This is a genomic window from Candidatus Defluviilinea gracilis, from assembly GCF_057138825.1.
In genome coordinates, this window is the sequence record NZ_DBNHEF010000074.1 from 127,420 (window position 1) to 145,551 (window position 18,132).

At 54.4% G+C, this 18,132-nt stretch carries 15 protein-coding genes; 6 read left to right on the forward strand and 9 right to left on the reverse strand.

Annotation, left to right across the window (positions count from 1 at the left end; translation table 11 throughout):
• Positions 1–31: 31 nt before the first annotated feature.
• The 6 genes from AC16KF_RS13330 to odhB all read left to right on the forward strand — a co-directional run bounded on the left by AC16KF_RS13330 (position 32) and on the right by odhB (position 6,472).
• Positions 32–1,003 (forward strand): DNA-3-methyladenine glycosylase family protein, encoded by a 972-nt coding sequence (locus AC16KF_RS13330; RefSeq protein WP_484037819.1) that lies wholly within the window; start codon positions 32–34, stop codon positions 1,001–1,003.
• 89 nt (positions 1,004–1,092) lie between these two features.
• Entirely contained in the window at positions 1,093–1,443 is a 351-nt protein-coding gene (locus tag AC16KF_RS13335) for a DUF488 domain-containing protein (protein ID WP_484037820.1), read from the forward strand.
• Positions 1,444–1,671: 228 nt separating this feature from the next.
• Positions 1,672–1,917, forward strand: a complete 246-nt coding sequence (locus AC16KF_RS13340) for a DUF2249 domain-containing protein (protein ID WP_484037821.1) — start codon at positions 1,672–1,674, stop codon at positions 1,915–1,917.
• 153 nt (positions 1,918–2,070) lie between these two features.
• On the forward strand, positions 2,071–2,397 hold the full coding sequence (locus AC16KF_RS13345) for a cupin domain-containing protein (protein WP_484037822.1): 327 nt from the start codon (positions 2,071–2,073) through the stop codon (positions 2,395–2,397).
• A 54-nt stretch (positions 2,398–2,451) separates the two neighbouring features.
• Positions 2,452–5,244: a 2-oxoglutarate dehydrogenase E1 component gene (locus AC16KF_RS13350; protein ID WP_484037823.1), complete on the forward strand. Its 2,793-nt coding sequence runs from the start codon at positions 2,452–2,454 to the stop codon at positions 5,242–5,244.
• A 1-nt stretch (position 5,245) separates the two neighbouring features.
• Positions 5,246–6,472 (forward strand): 2-oxoglutarate dehydrogenase complex dihydrolipoyllysine-residue succinyltransferase, encoded by a 1,227-nt coding sequence (gene odhB, locus AC16KF_RS13355; protein ID WP_484037824.1) that lies wholly within the window; start codon positions 5,246–5,248, stop codon positions 6,470–6,472.
• 163 nt (positions 6,473–6,635) lie between these two features.
• Here odhB and AC16KF_RS13360 read toward each other — a convergent pair whose 3' ends face one another.
• The 9 genes from AC16KF_RS13360 to AC16KF_RS13400 all read right to left on the reverse strand — a co-directional run bounded on the left by AC16KF_RS13360 (position 6,636) and on the right by AC16KF_RS13400 (position 18,124).
• The gene (locus tag AC16KF_RS13360) at positions 6,636–7,703 is read right to left on the reverse strand and encodes a DUF2270 domain-containing protein (protein ID WP_484037825.1); all 1,068 of its coding nucleotides are present in this window, start codon (positions 7,701–7,703) and stop codon (positions 6,636–6,638) included.
• Positions 7,704–7,911: 208 nt separating this feature from the next.
• Positions 7,912–10,863: a molybdopterin-dependent oxidoreductase gene (locus AC16KF_RS13365; RefSeq protein WP_484037826.1), complete on the reverse strand. Its 2,952-nt coding sequence runs from the start codon at positions 10,861–10,863 to the stop codon at positions 7,912–7,914.
• Positions 10,864–11,087: 224 nt separating this feature from the next.
• Entirely contained in the window at positions 11,088–11,711 is a 624-nt protein-coding gene (locus AC16KF_RS13370; RefSeq protein WP_484037827.1) for a DUF3800 domain-containing protein, read from the reverse strand.
• A gap of 10 nt (positions 11,712–11,721) precedes the next feature.
• On the reverse strand, positions 11,722–13,422 hold the full coding sequence (locus AC16KF_RS13375) for a 4Fe-4S dicluster domain-containing protein (RefSeq protein ID WP_484037828.1): 1,701 nt from the start codon (positions 13,420–13,422) through the stop codon (positions 11,722–11,724).
• Positions 13,423–13,510: 88 nt separating this feature from the next.
• Positions 13,511–14,596 carry a lipoyl protein ligase domain-containing protein gene (locus AC16KF_RS13380; protein ID WP_484037829.1) on the reverse strand — a complete coding sequence of 362 codons (1,086 nt, stop codon included), beginning with the start codon at positions 14,594–14,596 and terminating at the stop codon, positions 13,511–13,513.
• A gap of 68 nt (positions 14,597–14,664) precedes the next feature.
• The gene (locus AC16KF_RS13385; RefSeq protein ID WP_484037830.1) at positions 14,665–15,147 is read right to left on the reverse strand and encodes a biotin/lipoyl attachment domain-containing protein; all 483 of its coding nucleotides are present in this window, start codon (positions 15,145–15,147) and stop codon (positions 14,665–14,667) included.
• A 35-nt stretch (positions 15,148–15,182) separates the two neighbouring features.
• Complete coding sequence (gcvH, locus tag AC16KF_RS13390) at positions 15,183–15,620, reverse strand: glycine cleavage system protein GcvH (protein ID WP_484037831.1); 438 nt, start codon at positions 15,618–15,620, stop codon at positions 15,183–15,185.
• A 68-nt stretch (positions 15,621–15,688) separates the two neighbouring features.
• On the reverse strand, positions 15,689–16,030 hold the full coding sequence (locus AC16KF_RS13395; protein ID WP_484037832.1) for a hypothetical protein: 342 nt from the start codon (positions 16,028–16,030) through the stop codon (positions 15,689–15,691).
• Between the two features lie 9 nt (positions 16,031–16,039).
• On the reverse strand, positions 16,040–18,124 hold the full coding sequence (locus AC16KF_RS13400) for a (Fe-S)-binding protein (RefSeq protein WP_484037833.1): 2,085 nt from the start codon (positions 18,122–18,124) through the stop codon (positions 16,040–16,042).
• Positions 18,125–18,132 lie beyond the last annotated feature (8 nt).

Here is an 18,132-nt window from a genome sequence, read left to right on the forward strand (position 1 = left end):
AACGTCCCGAAGGTTGACTGGATTCAACGATGTGTTTTCAAGGAAACCTTCGGGACGATATTTTGAGAGGCTTGACTTGCTTGACCAGAACGCTTCATTCGACCTTCAGCCTGTTTCGCCGTTTCGACTCGATCTCGCCGTTTGGACTCTGCGCCGCCGCCCCGACAATCTCTTCGACCGCTGGAACGGCACAACGTATCGGCGCGTGTTGATTGCAGATGATAAGCCGTTTGAAATCGCAGTGACTCAATACGCGGAATCAAAAAACTTGCGTGTTGAAATAAATGGAACGAGATTAACTTCTTCGGTCAAGACAACTGTCACCGCCGCGCTGGAGCGTTTGCTCGGACTCAACGTTGATTTGCAAAAGTTTTATCGCCTGAGCAAAACAGATCACTGGCTCAAGCCGCTTGCGAGTCAATTTCAAGGCATGAAGCCGCCGCGTTTGTTGAGTCCGTTTGAAGCGCTGATCAACGCCGTCGCCTGTCAGCAGTTGACGCTCACGATGGGCATTCGCCTGCTCAACCGCCTCACCGAAGCATATGGCATGGCGCTCAAAACGGAAAATGGAATCGTCCACGCTTTTCCGCGCCCGCAGGATTTAGTCACTGCCGATTTGGAAGATTTACGCGAGATGAGTTTCAGTTATCAGAAAGCCCGCTACATTACGAATATCTCGCGCCTCATTATGGATGGCGAACTTGACTTGGATGCGCTCGCTCAATTAAACGATGAAGAAGCGGTTGCGCGTCTGTGCGAATTGAAAGGCGTGGGACGCTGGACAGCGGAATACGTTTTACTGCGCGGGCTGGGTCGCACGCACATCTTCCCCGCCGACGATGTGGGCGCGCGCAACAACCTGCAAAAGTGGCTGGGACTGCCTGGCAAGATGACCTATGCCAACACACGCGAAGCGTTGATGCGTTGGGACGGATTCGGCGGGCTGATCTATTTCCATCTGCTGTTAAAAAGTCTGGCAGAGAAAGGTTTGGTGTCGATTTGAAAAACCCCGGAGAGCGGACTTGAGTCCGCTCTTTAGGCGGACTGGAAGTCCGCAATCCGGTATGTAGGTTTTATCAATAAGGAGTGATCATGTTGAAGATAAAACGCGTATATGAAGCCGCCGCAAAAAGCGACGGGACTCGTTTTCTCGTCGAGCGGTTGTGGCCCCGCGGCATGAAAAAAGAAACGCTGAAAATGAAAGCCTGGCTGAAGAACGTCGCGCCCAGCGCCGACTTGCGGAACTGGTTCGCGCACGATCCGCTCAAATGGGCGGAGTTTCAGAAGCGCTATCAAGCCGAACTGAAAGCCAACTCCGCCGAGTGGCAGCCAATTGTAGATGCCGCCAAAAAAGGCGATGTGACTTTATTGTATAGCGCGCACGATACGGAACACAACAACGCTCTCGCGCTTAAAGCGTTTTTGGAAAGGCGCTTGAAGTAACGCAAAATTCATTTTGCGTTACATGGCAAAGTGAACCTTGCCGCACGCGAGACCGTACCGCAAAATTCATTTTGCGACGAGACAAATGACAACGTGAACCTTGTCGTACCGCAAAGTTTACTTTGCGTAAAATGGCAACGTGAACCTTGCCGCACACTACTGGTTAAAAACGGCTTCGCCAAGCGAAACGCCGATTTTAAAAACACAACCCAAAAGGAGACATACACCATGTCCGAAAGCACAACCACGTTAGACGTCCGCGAAATTCCCCCGCGCGAGCGTCACCCGAAGATCTTCCAAACCTTCGACGCGCTGAAAGAAGGCGAGTTCTTCACGCTGGTCAACGACCACGACCCGAAGCCGCTCTTCTATCAATTCTCGCACGAGCGCGGCGGATTGTTCGGCTGGGAATACCTTGAAGAAGGTCCCGAAGTCTGGCGCGTGAAGATCAGCCGCGTCGCCGCCTCCGCCTGAATAGCGGAAAGACCGAAGCGGAAGACTCTCATCGAAGCCAACAAAAAAACATCCTGAAGGTTTTAATCCACACCGCTTACGGTTTGGACAACCTTCAGGATGTTTGGTCAACGATTCGGGTTCTCAATCAGACAGCACAAGAAAGGAATGAACATGAAAATTGCAAACATATTCGAAGAAGTCCAGTTCAACGAGAAAGACCCTCGCGCCGAGCCTCTGCATGTTGACCGTGAAGGACGCGCGATCCTTTTTACGCTCAAAGCGGGTCAATTCATCCGCGAACATAACGCGCCGAGTTCGCCGTTCTTCGTGGTCACGCTCCAAGGACAAGGCATCTTCACCGGCGGCGACGGCGTCGAGCGCACCTGCGGACCGAACACGCTCCTGGTATTCGACGCGGGCGAAAACCACTCCATCCGCGCGCTGGATGAATTGGTCTTTCTCGGTATTTTGCACGGCGCGCCGCTCGCGCAGAAATAATCGGCTGGTTTTGTTTTATCGTGGGGTAAAATATTCGGCAGGTGCAACATACATATGAATCTCGAACACGAATTTTTCGGTCCCAACTATGGGTACATCCTCGAACTGTACGACCGCTATCAAAGGGATCCCGATTCGGTAGACGAATCCACCCGCCGCTTATTCAGCCAATGGACTCCTCCCGCCGTCCAGCAACCCGCGATTGAATCCGGGATTGACCTGCGCCAACTCATCGGCGCGGTGAACCTAGCCCACGCGATTCGTTCGCAGGGCTATCTGGTCGCCAAACTTGATCCTTTAAGCGCATCCCCAGCGACGTATCCGACTCTGACGTTGGATTTCCACGACCTCAATCAGGGCGATCTCTCCCAACTCCCAGCAGACGTGGTGAAACTGCGCGGCGATCATCAGGCAGAGAACGCTTCGCAAGCCATCGAAAAATTGCGCTCGATCTATTGCGGCGCGATCGGGTATGAGTACGGTCACATCCGCAACCCTGAGGAACGCAACTGGCTTCAACAAGTTGCCGAGACGCGGCGTTTCCATCCGCAAAAACAGACGCTGGATGCGACCCGCCTCCTCGACCGCCTCAGCCAGGTGGAAGCCTTCGAGGTGTTCCTCAACCGCATCTATCCCGCCAAGACGCGCTTCTCCATCGAAGGACTCGACATGCTCGTCCCGATGCTGGACGAGGTCATCCGTGAAGCGGACCGTGAAGACATCCGCGCGGTGATGATCGGCATGGCGCATCGCGGACGTTTGAACGTGCTGGCGCATATCCTCCAAAAACCGTACGAGCAAATTCTGGCGGAGTTCAAAGACCCGAAAGACCGCTCGCGCACATGGGACGAAATGGGCTGGACGGGCGATGTGAAATATCACGCGGGCGCATCCAAAGCCATCGAAGGCGCGGACCATGTCGGCTTGGTCGTGAGTATGCTCGCCAACCCGAGTCATCTCGAATTGGTTGACCCCGTCATTCAAGGCATGTCGCGCGCCGCGAACAGCAAAATGGATTCCCGCGGCGCGCCGCAAATGATGCCGAACGAGTCCCTGCCGATCCTCATCCACGGCGACGCGTCGTTCATCGGACAGGGAATCGTCGCCGAATCGTTGAACTTATCCCAATTGTCGGCGTATACCACAGGCGGATGTTTGCACATCATCGCCAACAATCAGATCGGGTTCACCGCCACGGAACATGAATCGCGCAGTGGTCTGCACGCCAGCGACCTCGCAAAAGGATTCGAGATTCCCGTCATCCACGTCAACGCCGATGAACCCGAGGCGTGCTTTGAAGCGGCATACACAGCCATCGCCTATCGCCAGAAATTCCACAAAGATTTTGTGATTGACCTGATCGGCTATCGCCGCCACGGACACAACGAAGGCGACGAGCCGCGCTTCACCCAGCCGACGATGTACGCCAAGATCGAGTCGCATCCTCCTGTTCGGAAATTATGGGCGGAGAAGTTGGAAAAAGAAGGAAGCATCCAAGCCGCCGAGGCGGAACAGCTCCTGCAAAAATATTTGAACGAACTGCAAGAAGTCAACCAAAAACTGGACGCGGAACGCGCCCTGCAAGAACCCGTCCCGACGATGCCCCCGCCGAAAGCGGCGCAAAAGGCGCACACGTCGGTCCCGCTCGAACGTCTGCGAAGCCTGAACGAGTCGCTGTTGCAATTCCCCGCAGACTTCCACCCGAATCCCAAATTGCTTCGCGCTACCGAGAAACGCCGCCACGTGTTGGACGACGCCGACGCCTCCAGCGTGGATTGGGCGACCGCCGAAGAGTTAGCCTTCGCCTCCATTTTAGAGGACGGCATCCCGATCCGCATGACGGGACAGGATTCGGTGCGCGGCACATTCAGCCAGCGTCACGCCGCGTTTTACGATGCGGAAACGAATCAAAGTTACACGCCATTGCAATCCATCCCACAGGCGAAAGCCTCCTTTGAAATTTACAACACACCCGTCAGCGAGGCGGGTCCCGTTGGTTTTGAGATCGGCTACAACCTTCAGGCTCCCGAGCGGTTGGTGTTGTGGGAAGCGCAATACGGCGACTTCGCCAACAACATTCAAACGGTGGTGGATGAGTTCCTATTTTCAGGGCGCGCAAAATGGGGGCTGACTCCCTCGCTCGTTTTGCTGCTGCCGCATGGCAACGAAGGCATGGGACCCGATCATTCATCCGCGCGCATCGAACGCATTTTGAATCTTGCCGCGGCGGGAAACATGCGCGTCGCCATCCCAACGACTGCGGCGCAATATTTCCATTTGTTGCGACGACAAGCATTACTGTTGAAGACCGATCCATTGCCGTTGACGATCTTCACGCCGAAGGGATTCTTGCGGCATTCGCTTGCGGCTTCGACTCCGAATCAACTTGTCAATGGAAGTTGGCAGGCATTGCTCGAAGAACCGACGACCAAACGAAACAATAAAGCCATCAAGAATTTAATTCTATGCAGTGGTCGCGTGTACTTCGATCTCGTCAGCGATGAAGAACGGCAGAACAGCAAGAACACCGCCATCGTTAAAATGGAACAACTCTATCCGCTTCCTTTGCAAGCCATCGAAGAATTATTGAATGGATATTCGTCGCTTGAAAAAGTGATCTGGGTTCAGGAAGAGCCGATGAACATGGGCGCGTGGGATTTCCTCCGCCCGCGTTTGAAACAACTGCTCGGAAAAATTCCGTTGTATTATGTCGGCAGACCCGAAAGTTCGAGTCCTGCCGAGGGTTCGTCCACGCTGTATCGAATCAATCAAAAGGCTTTGGTGCAACGCGCGCTCAAATTTGAAGAGCAGGCGCATGTGCAAAGCGTGAGCATCGAGAGAGGTTAACATGTCCATCGAAATCATCGTCCCCGAAATGGGAGAATCGGTCATCGAAGCCACCGTCCGCGCGTGGCTGAAAAAAGAGGGCGACTTTGTCGAAGCGGGCGAAGCGCTCGTCGAGTTGGAAACGGACAAGGTCAATCTCGAAGTCGGCGCGAAAGCCTCGGGCGTGTTGGCGAAGATTCAAGTTGCTGAAGGGCAGGATGTGAAAGTGGGCGACGTGCTTGGCTCGATCAATGCGGATGCAAAACAACCCGCTTCAAAACCCGACCCTCAGCCCGCCTCGCCAAAACCTGAGCCTTTACCCACGCCTCAAGAAAAACCGCAAACCGTCCAGCCGCAGGTGACTCCTGTCGCATCAAGAGTTGCGCGCGAACAAAACGTGGATGTATCGAAAGTGCGCGGCACGGGTCCCGATGGGCGCGTCACAAAATCGGATGTTCAACAATATGCGCAGAAGCAATCGTCGGCGGGGAGCGAGGCGGCGAAACAGCTGTCCAAGCCGAGTCAAGCCGCGGGCGTCGAATCCGCTGAACGGCGGGAAGAGCGTGAGCGCATGTCCCGCAGACGGCGCACGATCGCGCAGCGTCTGCTTGAAGCGAGTCAATCCACTGCCATGCTGACGACGTTCAACGAGATCAACATGAGCGCGGTGATGGACTTGCGCCGCCGACGCAACGAGGCGTTTCAGGCGCGGCATGGAATCAAATTGGGATTCACATCGTTCTTCACGAAGGCGAGCATCAGCGCGTTGAAATCGTTCCCGCGCTTGAACGCGGAAATTCAGGGCGACGAGATCGTGCTGAAAAATTATTACGACATCGGCATCGCGGTCGGCGCGGAGGAAGGTTTGGTCGTGCCAGTGTTGCGCGACGCGGACCGTCTCACGTTTGCCGAGATCGAAAAACAGGTGAAAGTTTTTTCGGGGAAGGCGAACGACGGCTCGCTGTCGGTTGAAGATTTGCGCGGCGGGACGTTCACGATCACGAACGGCGGCGTGTTCGGTTCGATGCTCAGCACGCCGATCTTGAATCTGCCGCAAGTTGGAATCCTGGGCTTGCACAAGATCGAGGAACGCCCCATCGCCGAAAATGGACAGGTCGTGATCCGCCCGATGATGTACGTGGCGCTCAGTTACGATCACCGCATCGTGGATGGACGCGAAGCCGTGCAGTTTTTGGTGCAGGTGAAAGAGTTGCTCGAGGATCCAGCGTGGATGTTGGTGGAGGGGTGAGGGTAAAACTGATTCTTTCCGAAACTAAACATGTTGCTCCCCAGTTGTTAGGGAGCAACATGTTTTTGTTGACAGCGCTTCACGAAGGCTAGGCGACAGTTCGATTGGTTTGGCAAATCGCGCCGCCTACCTTGACGCCGGGCAACTGCGTCAAGAACCTATTTTATTTCTCCTCCAACGGATTGAAGCCGCGCCCCAAAATTTCCTGCGCGGGAGAAACGATGACGAATGCGCGCGGGTCTTCTTTGGCGACAGCCGCTTTCAAGTTATGGACTTCGGTGACCGTGAGCGCGCACACGAGGATCGAACGCTCGCTTCCCGTATACATACCCTTGCCTTGCATCGCGGTCACGCCGCGCCTCAGATCGGCGAGGATGCGTTTCGAAACAGCCTCTGCCTGGCTGGTGATCACGAGCGCGAGCAATTGCCTGCGGCGGTTACGCGGCGCGAGAAACGCGCGTAGACCCTTGGGCTTTTCCTCGGCGGCAGATAAGCCATGGACTGTAGCATCATCCCCAAAACGCGGGAGGATCTCGCCTGTGGCGCGCGTCATTGTGATGGTTGCCAGGGCAATGACCGTGAGCGTTAAATAAAAAACAACGCCAAACAAGATCATGATCTGTCCCGGCACAGGTCCGATGGCGCTGCGATTGACGAATTCGGCGAACGAATTCGCAGGCTCTGGAAACAACCAGATCTTCGCCGCCCATGACGCGTACAGGATGAGCAAGATCCAAAAATAATTCCGACGCAGACGGCGGCCAAACGCCTCCCAGATCGAAATGGGGAACTTGGGAGAAAGCAGATTCTCCGCCAGGCTCTCTGCCCATTCGGGGGAGGGATGGAACGGCGGCACGAGCATCGCCGCGTAAAAATCCGTTTCCATCAAGCGCACGCGGTAACTCCATAGTTCATAATAACGATAGCGCCGCGCCTCGATGAACAGGAACCACAACACCAACAATGTGTTCAGGAGGATGATGGCGTGATGCACGGATGCCTGGCTGAACGCGATGGACAACGTGGCGCCTGTGGCAACCACCGCCCAGTTTGTGGTCGTATCCAGCCGTTGACGCCAGACATTGGCGCGTTGAATTTCGGCGCGAAAGAAATGCACCATCGCCGTCACAAATTCGCTGGATTTGAGTTGATAGCCGCGATACGTCCAGACGGGCTCTTCGGACCCTTCCACTTTTGGATTCTTTTTTGCTTTCGTAGATTTGATTGGCATAGGATATTCTTTCTGGATGAGGCTTCAGACTCACCTTGAGTTGATTCTGTTTCGCCAGAGCGAACCTTACATTCGCGTGAATCATGTCATCCCTTTGGGATTCGGAATGGCACGCCATGATTCTAGAGTCCGATCATCCCCTCGGGATTGGCTCTATGGCAAAATCTCGCGCAAGCCACAGCAACAGACTTGCGAAATAAATTTCGCGTTACTTCTTCAACTTATACGCCTCTTTCGTCGGTTTGAGCGGACGCGTTAACCAATACGGTCTGCGATTTCCATCGGGGCTGACTTGATTCGCGGGGCGGGTCATTGCCAGCCATTCGCGATATTTTTCCATGGACTTATTCGTGTCCACGAAGAGATCGCCCGCTTTTTCACCCGCTTCGGCTTTGCGGACGTTGAATACTTTTTGCAGCCAGCAATGGACTCCGCTGATTGGGTCAGGGTGAACGGCGTGAGCGAGGTTCTGATTCACGCCGACGTTGCTCCACCAGATGCGACTCGTGTCGGGGTCGGACGAAGTCCACGCCGTTGCGCCGTGGATGACGCGCATGAGGAATCCGCCTTTGCCATCGTCGTGCAGTTCAACGAGATTCGATGAGCCTTTGTTCACGCCTGAGTCTTCGTTCAAACGCCAGCGTCCCAAGTGGTGACTAATGGCAATGATGCCAGGCTTGATTCCTTCGGTGACCCAAACAGAATCCACGAAGTGACCGATCTCCGTCTCCACTTTGGCGAGGTCGCCTGTTTCAAGCCCGAGGCGGCGCGCGTCTTCGGGATTCATCCAGATGGGATTCTTGTGCGAGATTTCATACAGCCACTTCGCGTTTGCGCTGCGCGTGTGGATCAGTGTCGGCAAACGGAAGTTGGGCAGAAGGATCATCTCGCCTTTTTCGCGGTCAATGGTATCGGGATGAACATGACTCTTCACTGCCCAGGGAATCACGTTTTCTTTTTCGCTCCAGCCCCAATTGGCGAGCGTGTCGCTGAAGAATTCGAGTTTTTTCGATGGAGTGTCGAAGCCAGCCTTCGGTTGTCCGTCCACCATCACGCCGACGATTGCGCCAGAAGAGTCTAAGGCGCGATCATGCTCATCGGAGGCGAATCCAGCCTGAGGCTGAGTCTGAAGCGTTTTGTCGAAGGGAGAATAATTCTCTTTCTTCACTTCAAAGACTCCATACTTCCGCATATACGCGAGCGGAGTCAAGCCCTCGCGCGCGGCGGCTTCGGGGAGTCCAGGCACGGAGTTTTCAAATATCCATTGATAGTATTCGTCCACAGTGATGATCTCGCCCTTGCGATACGGCGACTCGAACCACTGACGAATGCCGAGCGACCCGTCGGGGTCCATGCGCGCGGAAAGTTGAATCCACCACTCGTTCTCTTCCCACACTTCACCAGGGTTGGCTTGATAGGTGAAATCAACGTTGATGCTCGCGCGTTCCATCGCCACGCGCCGCACAGGCTGGCGGAATGCGATCCATTGACTGTTGTGTGTTTCCTGACTCATCAGGTCGTGGCGTTCGGGTCCGTGACCTGTGGGCAAAACATAATCCGCAAACCATGCGGTTTCATTCCACGTGGGCGTGAGCGCGACATAACATTTTATTTTTGAGTCTTCGCGCTTGAGCGCCTTGAGCCACATGAAGCCGTCGGGGTTGACCCACAGCGGGTTGTAGACGCGCGTGAAATACACGTCAATGTCGCCGCGACCTTCTTCGAGCATGTGCGGCAAAAGAATGGACATCTCGTAATGCGCGAGCGGATATTCGATTGGATAATGCAGTTCGTTCCACGTTTCAGGAGCGGGCGCGCCCTTGAACGGCTTCGGCACAAATTTATTCCAGTTGGTCATGGATGTGCCGCCCTTGTTGCCAACGCTTCCAGTTAAGACATTGAGGAAAAAGAGACAACGCGCAACCTGCCATCCGCCGAGATTGCCAACGCTGGCGGAACGCCAAACGTGCGTGGCAAGTTTCCCTTCGCAGTTGGCGACGAGTCGCGCGGTCTCCTGAATGCGTTCGATGGGGACTTCGGATTCTTGCGCGGCGCGTTCGAAGGTGTATTCGGAGTAGAGGGATTTAAGGAGGCGGTCGAAGAGCGGGAAAAGTTTCAGGTTCCAGGTTTCAGGTGTCAGGTCGGTGGAAGCGAGTGCGCTTCGAATCTCCGCCGATAGCTGGTCGCTGTTTACTGACAACTTTCCCTCGGCGACTGCTTTCAGTGTTTCCTTCCAGTTAACCCATTTCCGCATGAAGTCTTTGTTGTAGAGATCATTTTGGATTAAGTGATTCGCAATGGCGAGGAGAATTGTATTTTCACTGCCAGGATATGTCGGGAGCCAGACATCGCTCATGGAAGCGGTGTTCGAGAGACGCGGATCGAAGGTGATGAGTTTCGCGCCGTCGGTTTTCGCTTCGATGATGCGCTGCGCGTGCGGGTTGAAGTAATGTCCCGTTTCGAGATGACTCGAAATGAGCAGAATGACTCTGGCATTTGCAAAGTCGGGACTCGGTCTGTCCTGTCCGATCCAAAAGTTGTAGCCCGCGCGTGACGACGACGAGCAGATGTTGGTGTGACTGTTGTGACCATCCATGCCCCAGGTCTGCACGACGCGGTTGGTGTATCCGTCTTCACCTGGACGACCGACGTGATAGACAATTCCATTCGGGCGGCGGAGTTTGCTCTCGCGCATTTTCTCCGCGATCTCTGTGAGAGCCTGTTCCCAACTGATGCGTTCCCATTTCCCTTCGCCGCGCTTGCCGACTCGTTTCAGCGGATACAAAATCCGTTCGGGGTCATAGACTTGATTGTGGGTGGCGGGTCCCTTGGCGCAGTTACGTCCGCGCGAGCCAGGATGGACGGGGTTGCCTTCGAACTTGCGAATCTCGTAGGTGTCCTTGTCCACGTAAGCGAGAAGTCCACAGGCGGATTCACAGTTGAAGCAGACGGTGGGCACGAGAGTGTAATTTCTCGCTACGCGCTTGGGCCACTCTTTTCCATCCCACTCTGTCCAATCATCCCATACTTCGGGAGGCGGATACTGGCTGATGCGCCCATCGGGGTGGACGACCTCGGTCAGTTTGACGGGCTTGCGGTCAGAGTCCGCGAAGTGAGGGAGGGCGGTGCCTGCGGAGGTTTGAGGAGGGGTGAGGGTCATGGGTAAGTCCAGGTTACGAGATACAAGTTATGTAATTTCAAATTTGGTTTTTAGGGCAATTTCCATCTTGCAAACAGCAGTCATACGGGTATATAATGAATTTGCCAGCGGACGAAGTCCAACGGTCAAAAGCGTTTTGATCGCTCATCCTGTCTCGCGAAAAGCAGCCATGTGGCTGCCTGCCCCCTTCTGTTGAAGGATACGGGCTAGCGAGGCGGGTTATTTTAATAAGGGCGGTATAACTCCAGTCGTTTGATCTTCCTTGAAATCATGTCAAATGCCTCCGAGTCGTTTTGCGAATCCCTGCGCATGACCGCGCCTGCCACAAGGTCAGCGACTTGAATCAGAGATTCGCGATGCGAACTGCGGACAATTACCCGTTTGAAGAGTCGCGGCATGTGACGTTTGAGCATGGCGCGGCGCAACTCGGTGCGCAGGTCGGGGGTCGAGCCGAACTCATCGAGAATTAGGGTGGCGCCCTTTTGCAATTCGGCAGGGATGATGTCAAGCAATTCCGTGATGAAATGTGTATAAATTTCAATGCTTTCCGTCGTCTCGAAAATTTTCGGCAGGCGAGTCTTATCCACGATCAAAGCCCATGCGTCAAACTTGGCGTGTGCAAGCGCTGAAAACACCTGATTGCGGACTTCAGCCGATGCCATTTTATGAAATTTGAATTCGTGTGTTTCACGTAAATCCAGCGTTTGGCGCAGGTTAGACAAAGTTTGCCTTAAATCGTCGGGGAATTGGGTGGAGATAAAAGCAGGCACGAAATACCGCGATGCGCCTTTATTGAAACTCAGACTTACGTCGCCTGCTTCGTCTCCAGCAAAAGTAAGAGTGATCACGACTATTAACCTACGAATTCGGAATATACTGCGGCGCCATCACGAAGGCGTATTCGTAGAAGAACAAGCCGATCAGCGCGGCGAGAACGGCAACAGGCAACGCGGATGCGAAGAAGATCATCAGCACAAGCGGCATGACATGTCCCAGCGCGATCCCGCCCCACCAGTAATGATTGCGGAATTTTCCGTGCGTCATTTCGCGCGAGGCGAGCATGGCGGTATCGGTCGGAAAGGAATTGAGTTTGCCAGCGAAGGTCAAGAGGAGATTGATGGCGATGCTTATTGGGAAGAGAACGGTCAGCAAAGCAGTTAGATCAGCGGGGAAGTTGACGAAGAGATTCAGCGCAAGGAATACTCCGCTTGCGGTCATCATGGATTGGGAGAAAAGTTGAAACGGCAATAGGTTGTTCTGCCATATGTCGCGTCCCTCGGCTTGACCGAGCAGGAAGGCGGTGTAAATTACAGAAAACAATGCCAGCGGAAGCGTTATCCACGCGGCGACGGGACGAAGTGCAAAGACCAAATCTTTTGAAATCCAATTCATGGATGCCGCACCTTCGATCAGCCACCACAGCCCCCCAATGGCGGTGAAGCCGACCAAAATGAACGCGCCTCTCGCTACCCACGACTTCCATTGCGGGCGCAACAAGATATTCAAGAAACGTTTGGGTTGTGACAAATCTTTGATCAGCAAAATCACAGTGATGAACATGAAGAGCATCGCGGTAAATCCTGCGGCAAGGAAGGTTGCTGAGTCGAAGCGGAAGAGATTCAACATCGCGCCAAGACTCAACAACATGAACAATCCGCCCGCGATGTTTTTTGTGACGAGATACGCGGGCAGTTCCCAATGCCATTGGATTTTATGCTGTGCGTTGTACGCGGTTTGTACCATGTGCTCCGCGACGCGTCCGCCGATCTGGATCGGACCGTTGAGCGGTTGTCCCTGTGGCTGCGGCGTGCGGATGGGTGTGCCTGAATGCGACGTTAGAGAACGTCGCTTACGCCCACCACCCGCGTAGTCAGCGTTCTCTAACGCTGACGATGACGATGACGATGGCTGTAATACGGGCAACGCGAACGCGGAAACATTTTGCTCCGTGACCTTATCCGCCCACATGAATGAATTGTGCGTTTGCGCGGCGGAGGGATGCAGCGACCAATCGTTGCCGTTGATGTAAAACAATTTCGGCGCGGTTCCCTGCTCGGGCTTGCGAACGGTCGCTTGCGCAGTGGACAGGCGTCGGCTTATTTCTGAAGCGGGGTCGTTCAAATCTCCAGCGAGGATGGCGTGTTCGGGGCAGACGACGACGCAGGCGGGTTCGAGTCCCACATCCAAACGATGCGCGCAGAAATGACATTTCGCGGCAGTGTTCGTTTCGGGATCGAGATAGATCGAATCATACGGGCAGGCTTGCATACAGGATTTACATCCAATGCAAATGCTCGGATCGAATTCGACGATGCCGTCATCGCGTTGATACATCGCCGTGACTGGACAGATGCGCACGCACGGCGGGTTGGCGCAATGATTACAACGCGTCACCTGAAAGCGGCGGCGCACGTCAGGGTACGCGCCTGTCTCCACATACTTGACCCACGTGCGATTCACGCCGAGTGGAACTTGATTCTCGGACTTGCACGCGGTGGAACACGCATGACAGCCGATGCACTTGCTTTGGTCGATGAGGAAGCCGTAGTTTTGAGTCATGAAAACCTTTGAACCGCGAAGCACGCAAAGGTCGCTAAGAAAAAATTTTTATATCTTCGCGTTCTTAGCGCTCTTCGCGGTTAATTTTTTAAGTGGCTTGCGGAGGTGTGACCGCATTCATGATCGCCGTTGTGAAATCTGTCGGCGTGACGCCAGGGGATTGGATGTTGAGGCGGTAATACGCTTCTTCGATCTTGGATTTGAGATTCTCTGGCGTGGCGGCGACACCGCGCAACGATTGTTCGAGCGCGCCCAATGCGAAGACGGGCAGCAGCGTGAAATCGCCAGAGATGGCGACGTCGTCAATGCGTCCCTCGCGCAGGCGGGCGATGATGCGGATCAGACCGCCCTGCGACTTGAACGCCGCTTCGACGATGTGCACATCCTGATGGATCTTCACGCCCTGCTGTTTGAGTTGACCTTTTTGATACAGCCATTCATCGGAGACGAAGCGCGCGTCGATCTCTTTTGCCATCGCTTCCTCCTCCTCCGTCCATTCGCCTTCGTACACTTCCATGCCCAGCGCTTCGGAGACTTTCTTCATATACAAATCCTTGACCATAGCACGGTCGGGAGTCGAGCCGAGTTGTTCGGTCATGGTGGTCATGTAGGCTTCGAGCGATTCAAAAATCTTGTCGCGCATTTTCTCGGACGGGACTTTCAACACCTGCGACATGGTCTTCTTGTCGAAGGTGTACATCAAACTGCCGACAAGAACTTCCGCAATGCCCATCTGCGCCGCGCCCGTGCCGCCGATCTTCTTGCCGTTGACATGCACATCGTTGATCGGGCGATGATTCGCATTGACGCCCAGCGCCTGATAGGTTTGCACGAGCGGGTCAATGTAAAGTTTGAAGCGTTCTTCGAGCGTGGCGGGCAGGTCTTCCTTGTGGAAGATCCATTGCGTAAAGAGTTGACCGTTATCCAAAAACACCGCGCCGCCGCCCACTTCACGACGATAAACGGGCAGGTTGTGTTTTTCGCAGTAATCGAGATCAACTTCTTTTTGTATATCCTGATGATAGCCAATCGAGACATACGGTCCGTTCGGCGAGACCATGATGATGGTGTTCGGCGTGTCTTCTTTCATCGCATATCCGACCGCGTGATAAACGGTCTGCGAACGCAGTGGGGATACGCCTTCCATGTAGAGCAAACGGATTTTCTTGGACATTGGGATTCTCCTTTTGATGGCAGGGTTGGTAAAAGGTACACAGGTAAACAAGTACACACGTACACAGTTCAATCAATGCACCTGAGGCAGTTGACTTTCAATTCCTTGATTCTCTCTTTATATTTCTCTGCCGCCGCTTCACCCGTGACGAGATGGCTGGATTCCGCTTCGAGATTCATTGGTCTCACCTTGACGAGCCAGCCCGTTGTGTACGGCTCTTTGTTGGCTAACAAAATATCTCTCGCAAAACCGCTTTCGTTCGTCTCGATGATCTCACACGAGAACGGCGCGGGGAACGGTCCCACCCACTTGGCGGATTCAATTGTCGCCAATGCCTTGCCCTGCTCCACCTTTTTTCCGACGCTCCGAAAACTAACTGCCGCAAATTTTCCGCAACGCGTCTGCGCCACGTCGGTCATGCCGAGAGTCGCAAAGTCGCCATCGAATCGAATCCACACATCGCGTTCGATGTCGTAGGTCAGGTCTTCGGGAATGTCGCAGGCGTAGAAGATCATGAGGTTGAAGGTCAAAGGTTGAAGGTTGCAGGTCAAACATTCAACTTGCAACCTTCAACCTTCCAACTCATTTACTCGAAATTCAAATTCTGCTCTTCCATAAATTTCCGATACGCTTCCGCCGCCGCCTCGCCCGTGACAAGTGAGCCTGATTCGCCCGCCCAATCCGTCGGCTTGAGTTTGACGAACCAGCCTTCGCCGTACGGGTCGGAGTTGATCAGCGACGGCTTCGCCTTGACCGCTTCGTTCACCTCGACGATCTCGCCCGTCACAGGCGACGTGACAGGACCCACCCATTTGCCGCTTTCCAAAGTCCCCGCGCTTTTGCCTTTCTGCACGGTGCGCCCCGTCTCTTTCGGCGTGACGTTGACGATTCCCTTCGCCAGATTCTGCGCCACGTCGGTGATGCCGATCCTCACCGTGCCGTCCGCTTCGAGCATTGCCCAACAATGTTTCTCCACCCAATAGAAGCGGTCTTCAGGGATGTTACATCCACGAACAGTTGCCATGTTGTGCCTCCGATGTTATTGCGTAGCCGACGTTCTCTAACGTCGGCGGCGGCGCAAGAGAGCGCCGCTTACGCATCAATTTGATGCTCACCTTGCAAATGATACAAAAGCAGATCAAAAACGACCATCCGAATCTCATGCTCATATTCTGACACAAAATTTGGATCGCGGCGCGCTTTCTTCGTGACCTGTTCATAACTCGCGCCGCACACGGGACAAGTGATCACATAAAACGTATGACCCGTGAATTCGTCCACGCGCACACCCAGCGTATCGCCGTGAGTCTCCGCAAGGTGATTATGGACTTCGGAACGCTTACCGCTAAACTCGCAATAGGGACACTTGAACATTTTGATCTTATCGGTGGTCGAGTAGCCGCGCTCTTGATTTTTGCGGCGTATCGAGACCACTCTTCTCTCTTAAACCGAAATGGATTCAGCCGCCACAGCCTCTTCCACGCCGACGCCTTCCGCCACCAGCTGGATAATATCGCGGACTTCGATCCTGCCTTCGTTGCCTGTAGTCTTGACCGCGTCGGAGTACATGATCATGTCCTTCGGACAGGTGACGATGAAGAGTTGAGTTTTGTCGCCTGCGCCTTCGCCAAACGTGGACAACGCCTCCTTGATTCGATTCTCTGCGGGACGTTCGCCAGGCGCGACCTTGCCCATCCATATCTGACCGCCGCCTGCGCCGCAACAGAACGAGTTCTCGCAGTTGCGCGGCATTTCGACGAATTCCACGCCGAGAAGTTCGAGCAGTTTGCGCGGAGCGGTGAATCCGCCGTTGTAGCGTCCGAGATAGCACGGGTCATGGAAGGTGACTTTGTAGTTCGCCAACTTATTCTTGACCGTGAGTTTGCCCTCTTCAATTAACTTGAGCAGGGTCACAGTGTAATGCTTCACTTCAAACGTCCCGCCGAATTGCGGATACTCGTTCTTGAGCGTGTTGAACGAATGCGGATCGGTCGTCACGATCTGTTTGAACTGCGCTTTGCCGAACGCTTCCATGTTCTGCTCGACCAACTGCTCGAACAAACCTTCCTCCCCCACGCGGCGGACATCGTTGCCCGCGTTGGATTCGCTTTGATAGAGAATGCCGAAGTCCAAGCCGCCTTGATGGAAGAGTTGTGCCACCAGTTTTGTGTTCGGGATGACGCGCTCATCGAACGAAGCCGTATCGCCGACAAACCACAAATGCTCAACGGGTTCCTCGGTCGCGTTCTTGACGGGGAACTGCATCTCCTTCGCCCAGCGTCCGCGCAGACGTTTGCCTTTGCTCATCCAGTTGCCGTTCGTCGCGAGAGATTGAAGCGCGTTCTGCACGCCGCTGTCAATTTCATAACCGTCAATCAACATGCGGCGGCGGATGTCCACAATGTCTGCCATCGGCTCATTGCCGACGGGACACACGCGGACGCAGGCGTAACAGGTTGTGCAAGACCAAACAGCCTCAGGGGAGATAACACTTTCCGTAAGCGGAAGCAGGAGTCGGTCGGGATGTGAACCGAAGGTCGCCTCCTTGAGAAGATAACGCTTGTTCACCTCCAATGCCGAAGGCGAAAGCGGTCTCCCGTAAAAATTCGCAGGGCAGACATCCTGACAACGATTGCATTGCACGCAGGCATACGAATCCAAAACGCGCTTCCACGAAAGATCGTGAATGTGTTTCGCGCCAGGATCGAACTTTTGTCCTTCGATCATCGTGAGCGGAATCGCAGGGTCGAGTTGACCGCGCGGATTTTGTTTTGCGAGTCCGAGATTGATGGGCGACATGAAAAAATGCGTGTGCTTACTGCGCGAAAGATACGGGATGATGAACATCACCCAGCCAATGCTGACCCACCACGCGACGTGAACGCCTGTTTCGGACGCGCCGAAAATGGAATTGAGAAAACTTGCGAACGGCATGAACGGATCGGCGCCGTCGGTGAGGCGATAGGCTTGACTCAACACGTGCGCGATGACGTGCATGACGACGAACACATCCACGATGAGAGAATCACGCGCCTGCCCGCCCGCTTTGACTTTCGGATTCAACAAAACATTTTCGCGATAGTTAAGCGCCTTGTCTTTGACGATGAAGCGGCGCGCGAAAAATACGGTGATGGCGATAAGCAGGAACACGCTCATCACGTCGGCGATGAGATTGAACGCGTTGACGAGTCCAGTTGGCGCGTTGGGGATGTGTTTGCCGCCGTAGACCAGATCGAAGCCAGGGACGAGTCCTTCGAGCGCGTCGAACAGATTCACGAACGCATACGTGATGAGACCGAAGAACAATCCCATGTGGATCGCGCTGAGACCTTTGCGCGCCTTGAAGATCGTGCGCTGGAACAAAACGGTAATCGCCGCTTTGACCAGGCTCAGCGGAACATTCTTCAACTCAGGCGCGGGGCGTCCCTTGCGGATCGAGTCGATGATGACTTTGAATCCATGAAACGTAAACCCTGCCGAAATCAACGCCAGCGCAATGAAGATGATTTTTTCAATCAGTGTCAGCAACGTACCCT

What these genes read in the sequence shown, in the direction of transcription:
- AC16KF_RS13335 (WP_484037820.1), top strand. Translation starts at nt 1,093, where the DNA reads ATGTTGAAGATAAAACGCGTATATGAAGCCGCCGCAAAAAGCGACGGG.
- AC16KF_RS13340 (WP_484037821.1), top strand. Translation starts at nt 1,672, where the DNA reads ATGTCCGAAAGCACAACCACGTTAGACGTCCGCGAAATTCCCCCGCGC.
- AC16KF_RS13345 (WP_484037822.1), top strand. Translation starts at nt 2,071, where the DNA reads ATGAAAATTGCAAACATATTCGAAGAAGTCCAGTTCAACGAGAAAGAC.
- AC16KF_RS13350 (WP_484037823.1), top strand. Translation starts at nt 2,452, where the DNA reads ATGAATCTCGAACACGAATTTTTCGGTCCCAACTATGGGTACATCCTC.
- odhB (WP_484037824.1), top strand. Translation starts at nt 5,246, where the DNA reads ATGTCCATCGAAATCATCGTCCCCGAAATGGGAGAATCGGTCATCGAA.
- AC16KF_RS13360 (WP_484037825.1), bottom strand. Translation starts at nt 7,703, where the DNA reads ATGCCAATCAAATCTACGAAAGCAAAAAAGAATCCAAAAGTGGAAGGG.
- AC16KF_RS13365 (WP_484037826.1), bottom strand. Translation starts at nt 10,863, where the DNA reads ATGACCCTCACCCCTCCTCAAACCTCCGCAGGCACCGCCCTCCCTCAC.
- AC16KF_RS13375 (WP_484037828.1), bottom strand. Translation starts at nt 13,422, where the DNA reads ATGACTCAAAACTACGGCTTCCTCATCGACCAAAGCAAGTGCATCGGC.
- AC16KF_RS13380 (WP_484037829.1), bottom strand. Translation starts at nt 14,596, where the DNA reads ATGTCCAAGAAAATCCGTTTGCTCTACATGGAAGGCGTATCCCCACTG.
- gcvH (WP_484037831.1), bottom strand. Translation starts at nt 15,620, where the DNA reads ATGGCAACTGTTCGTGGATGTAACATCCCTGAAGACCGCTTCTATTGG.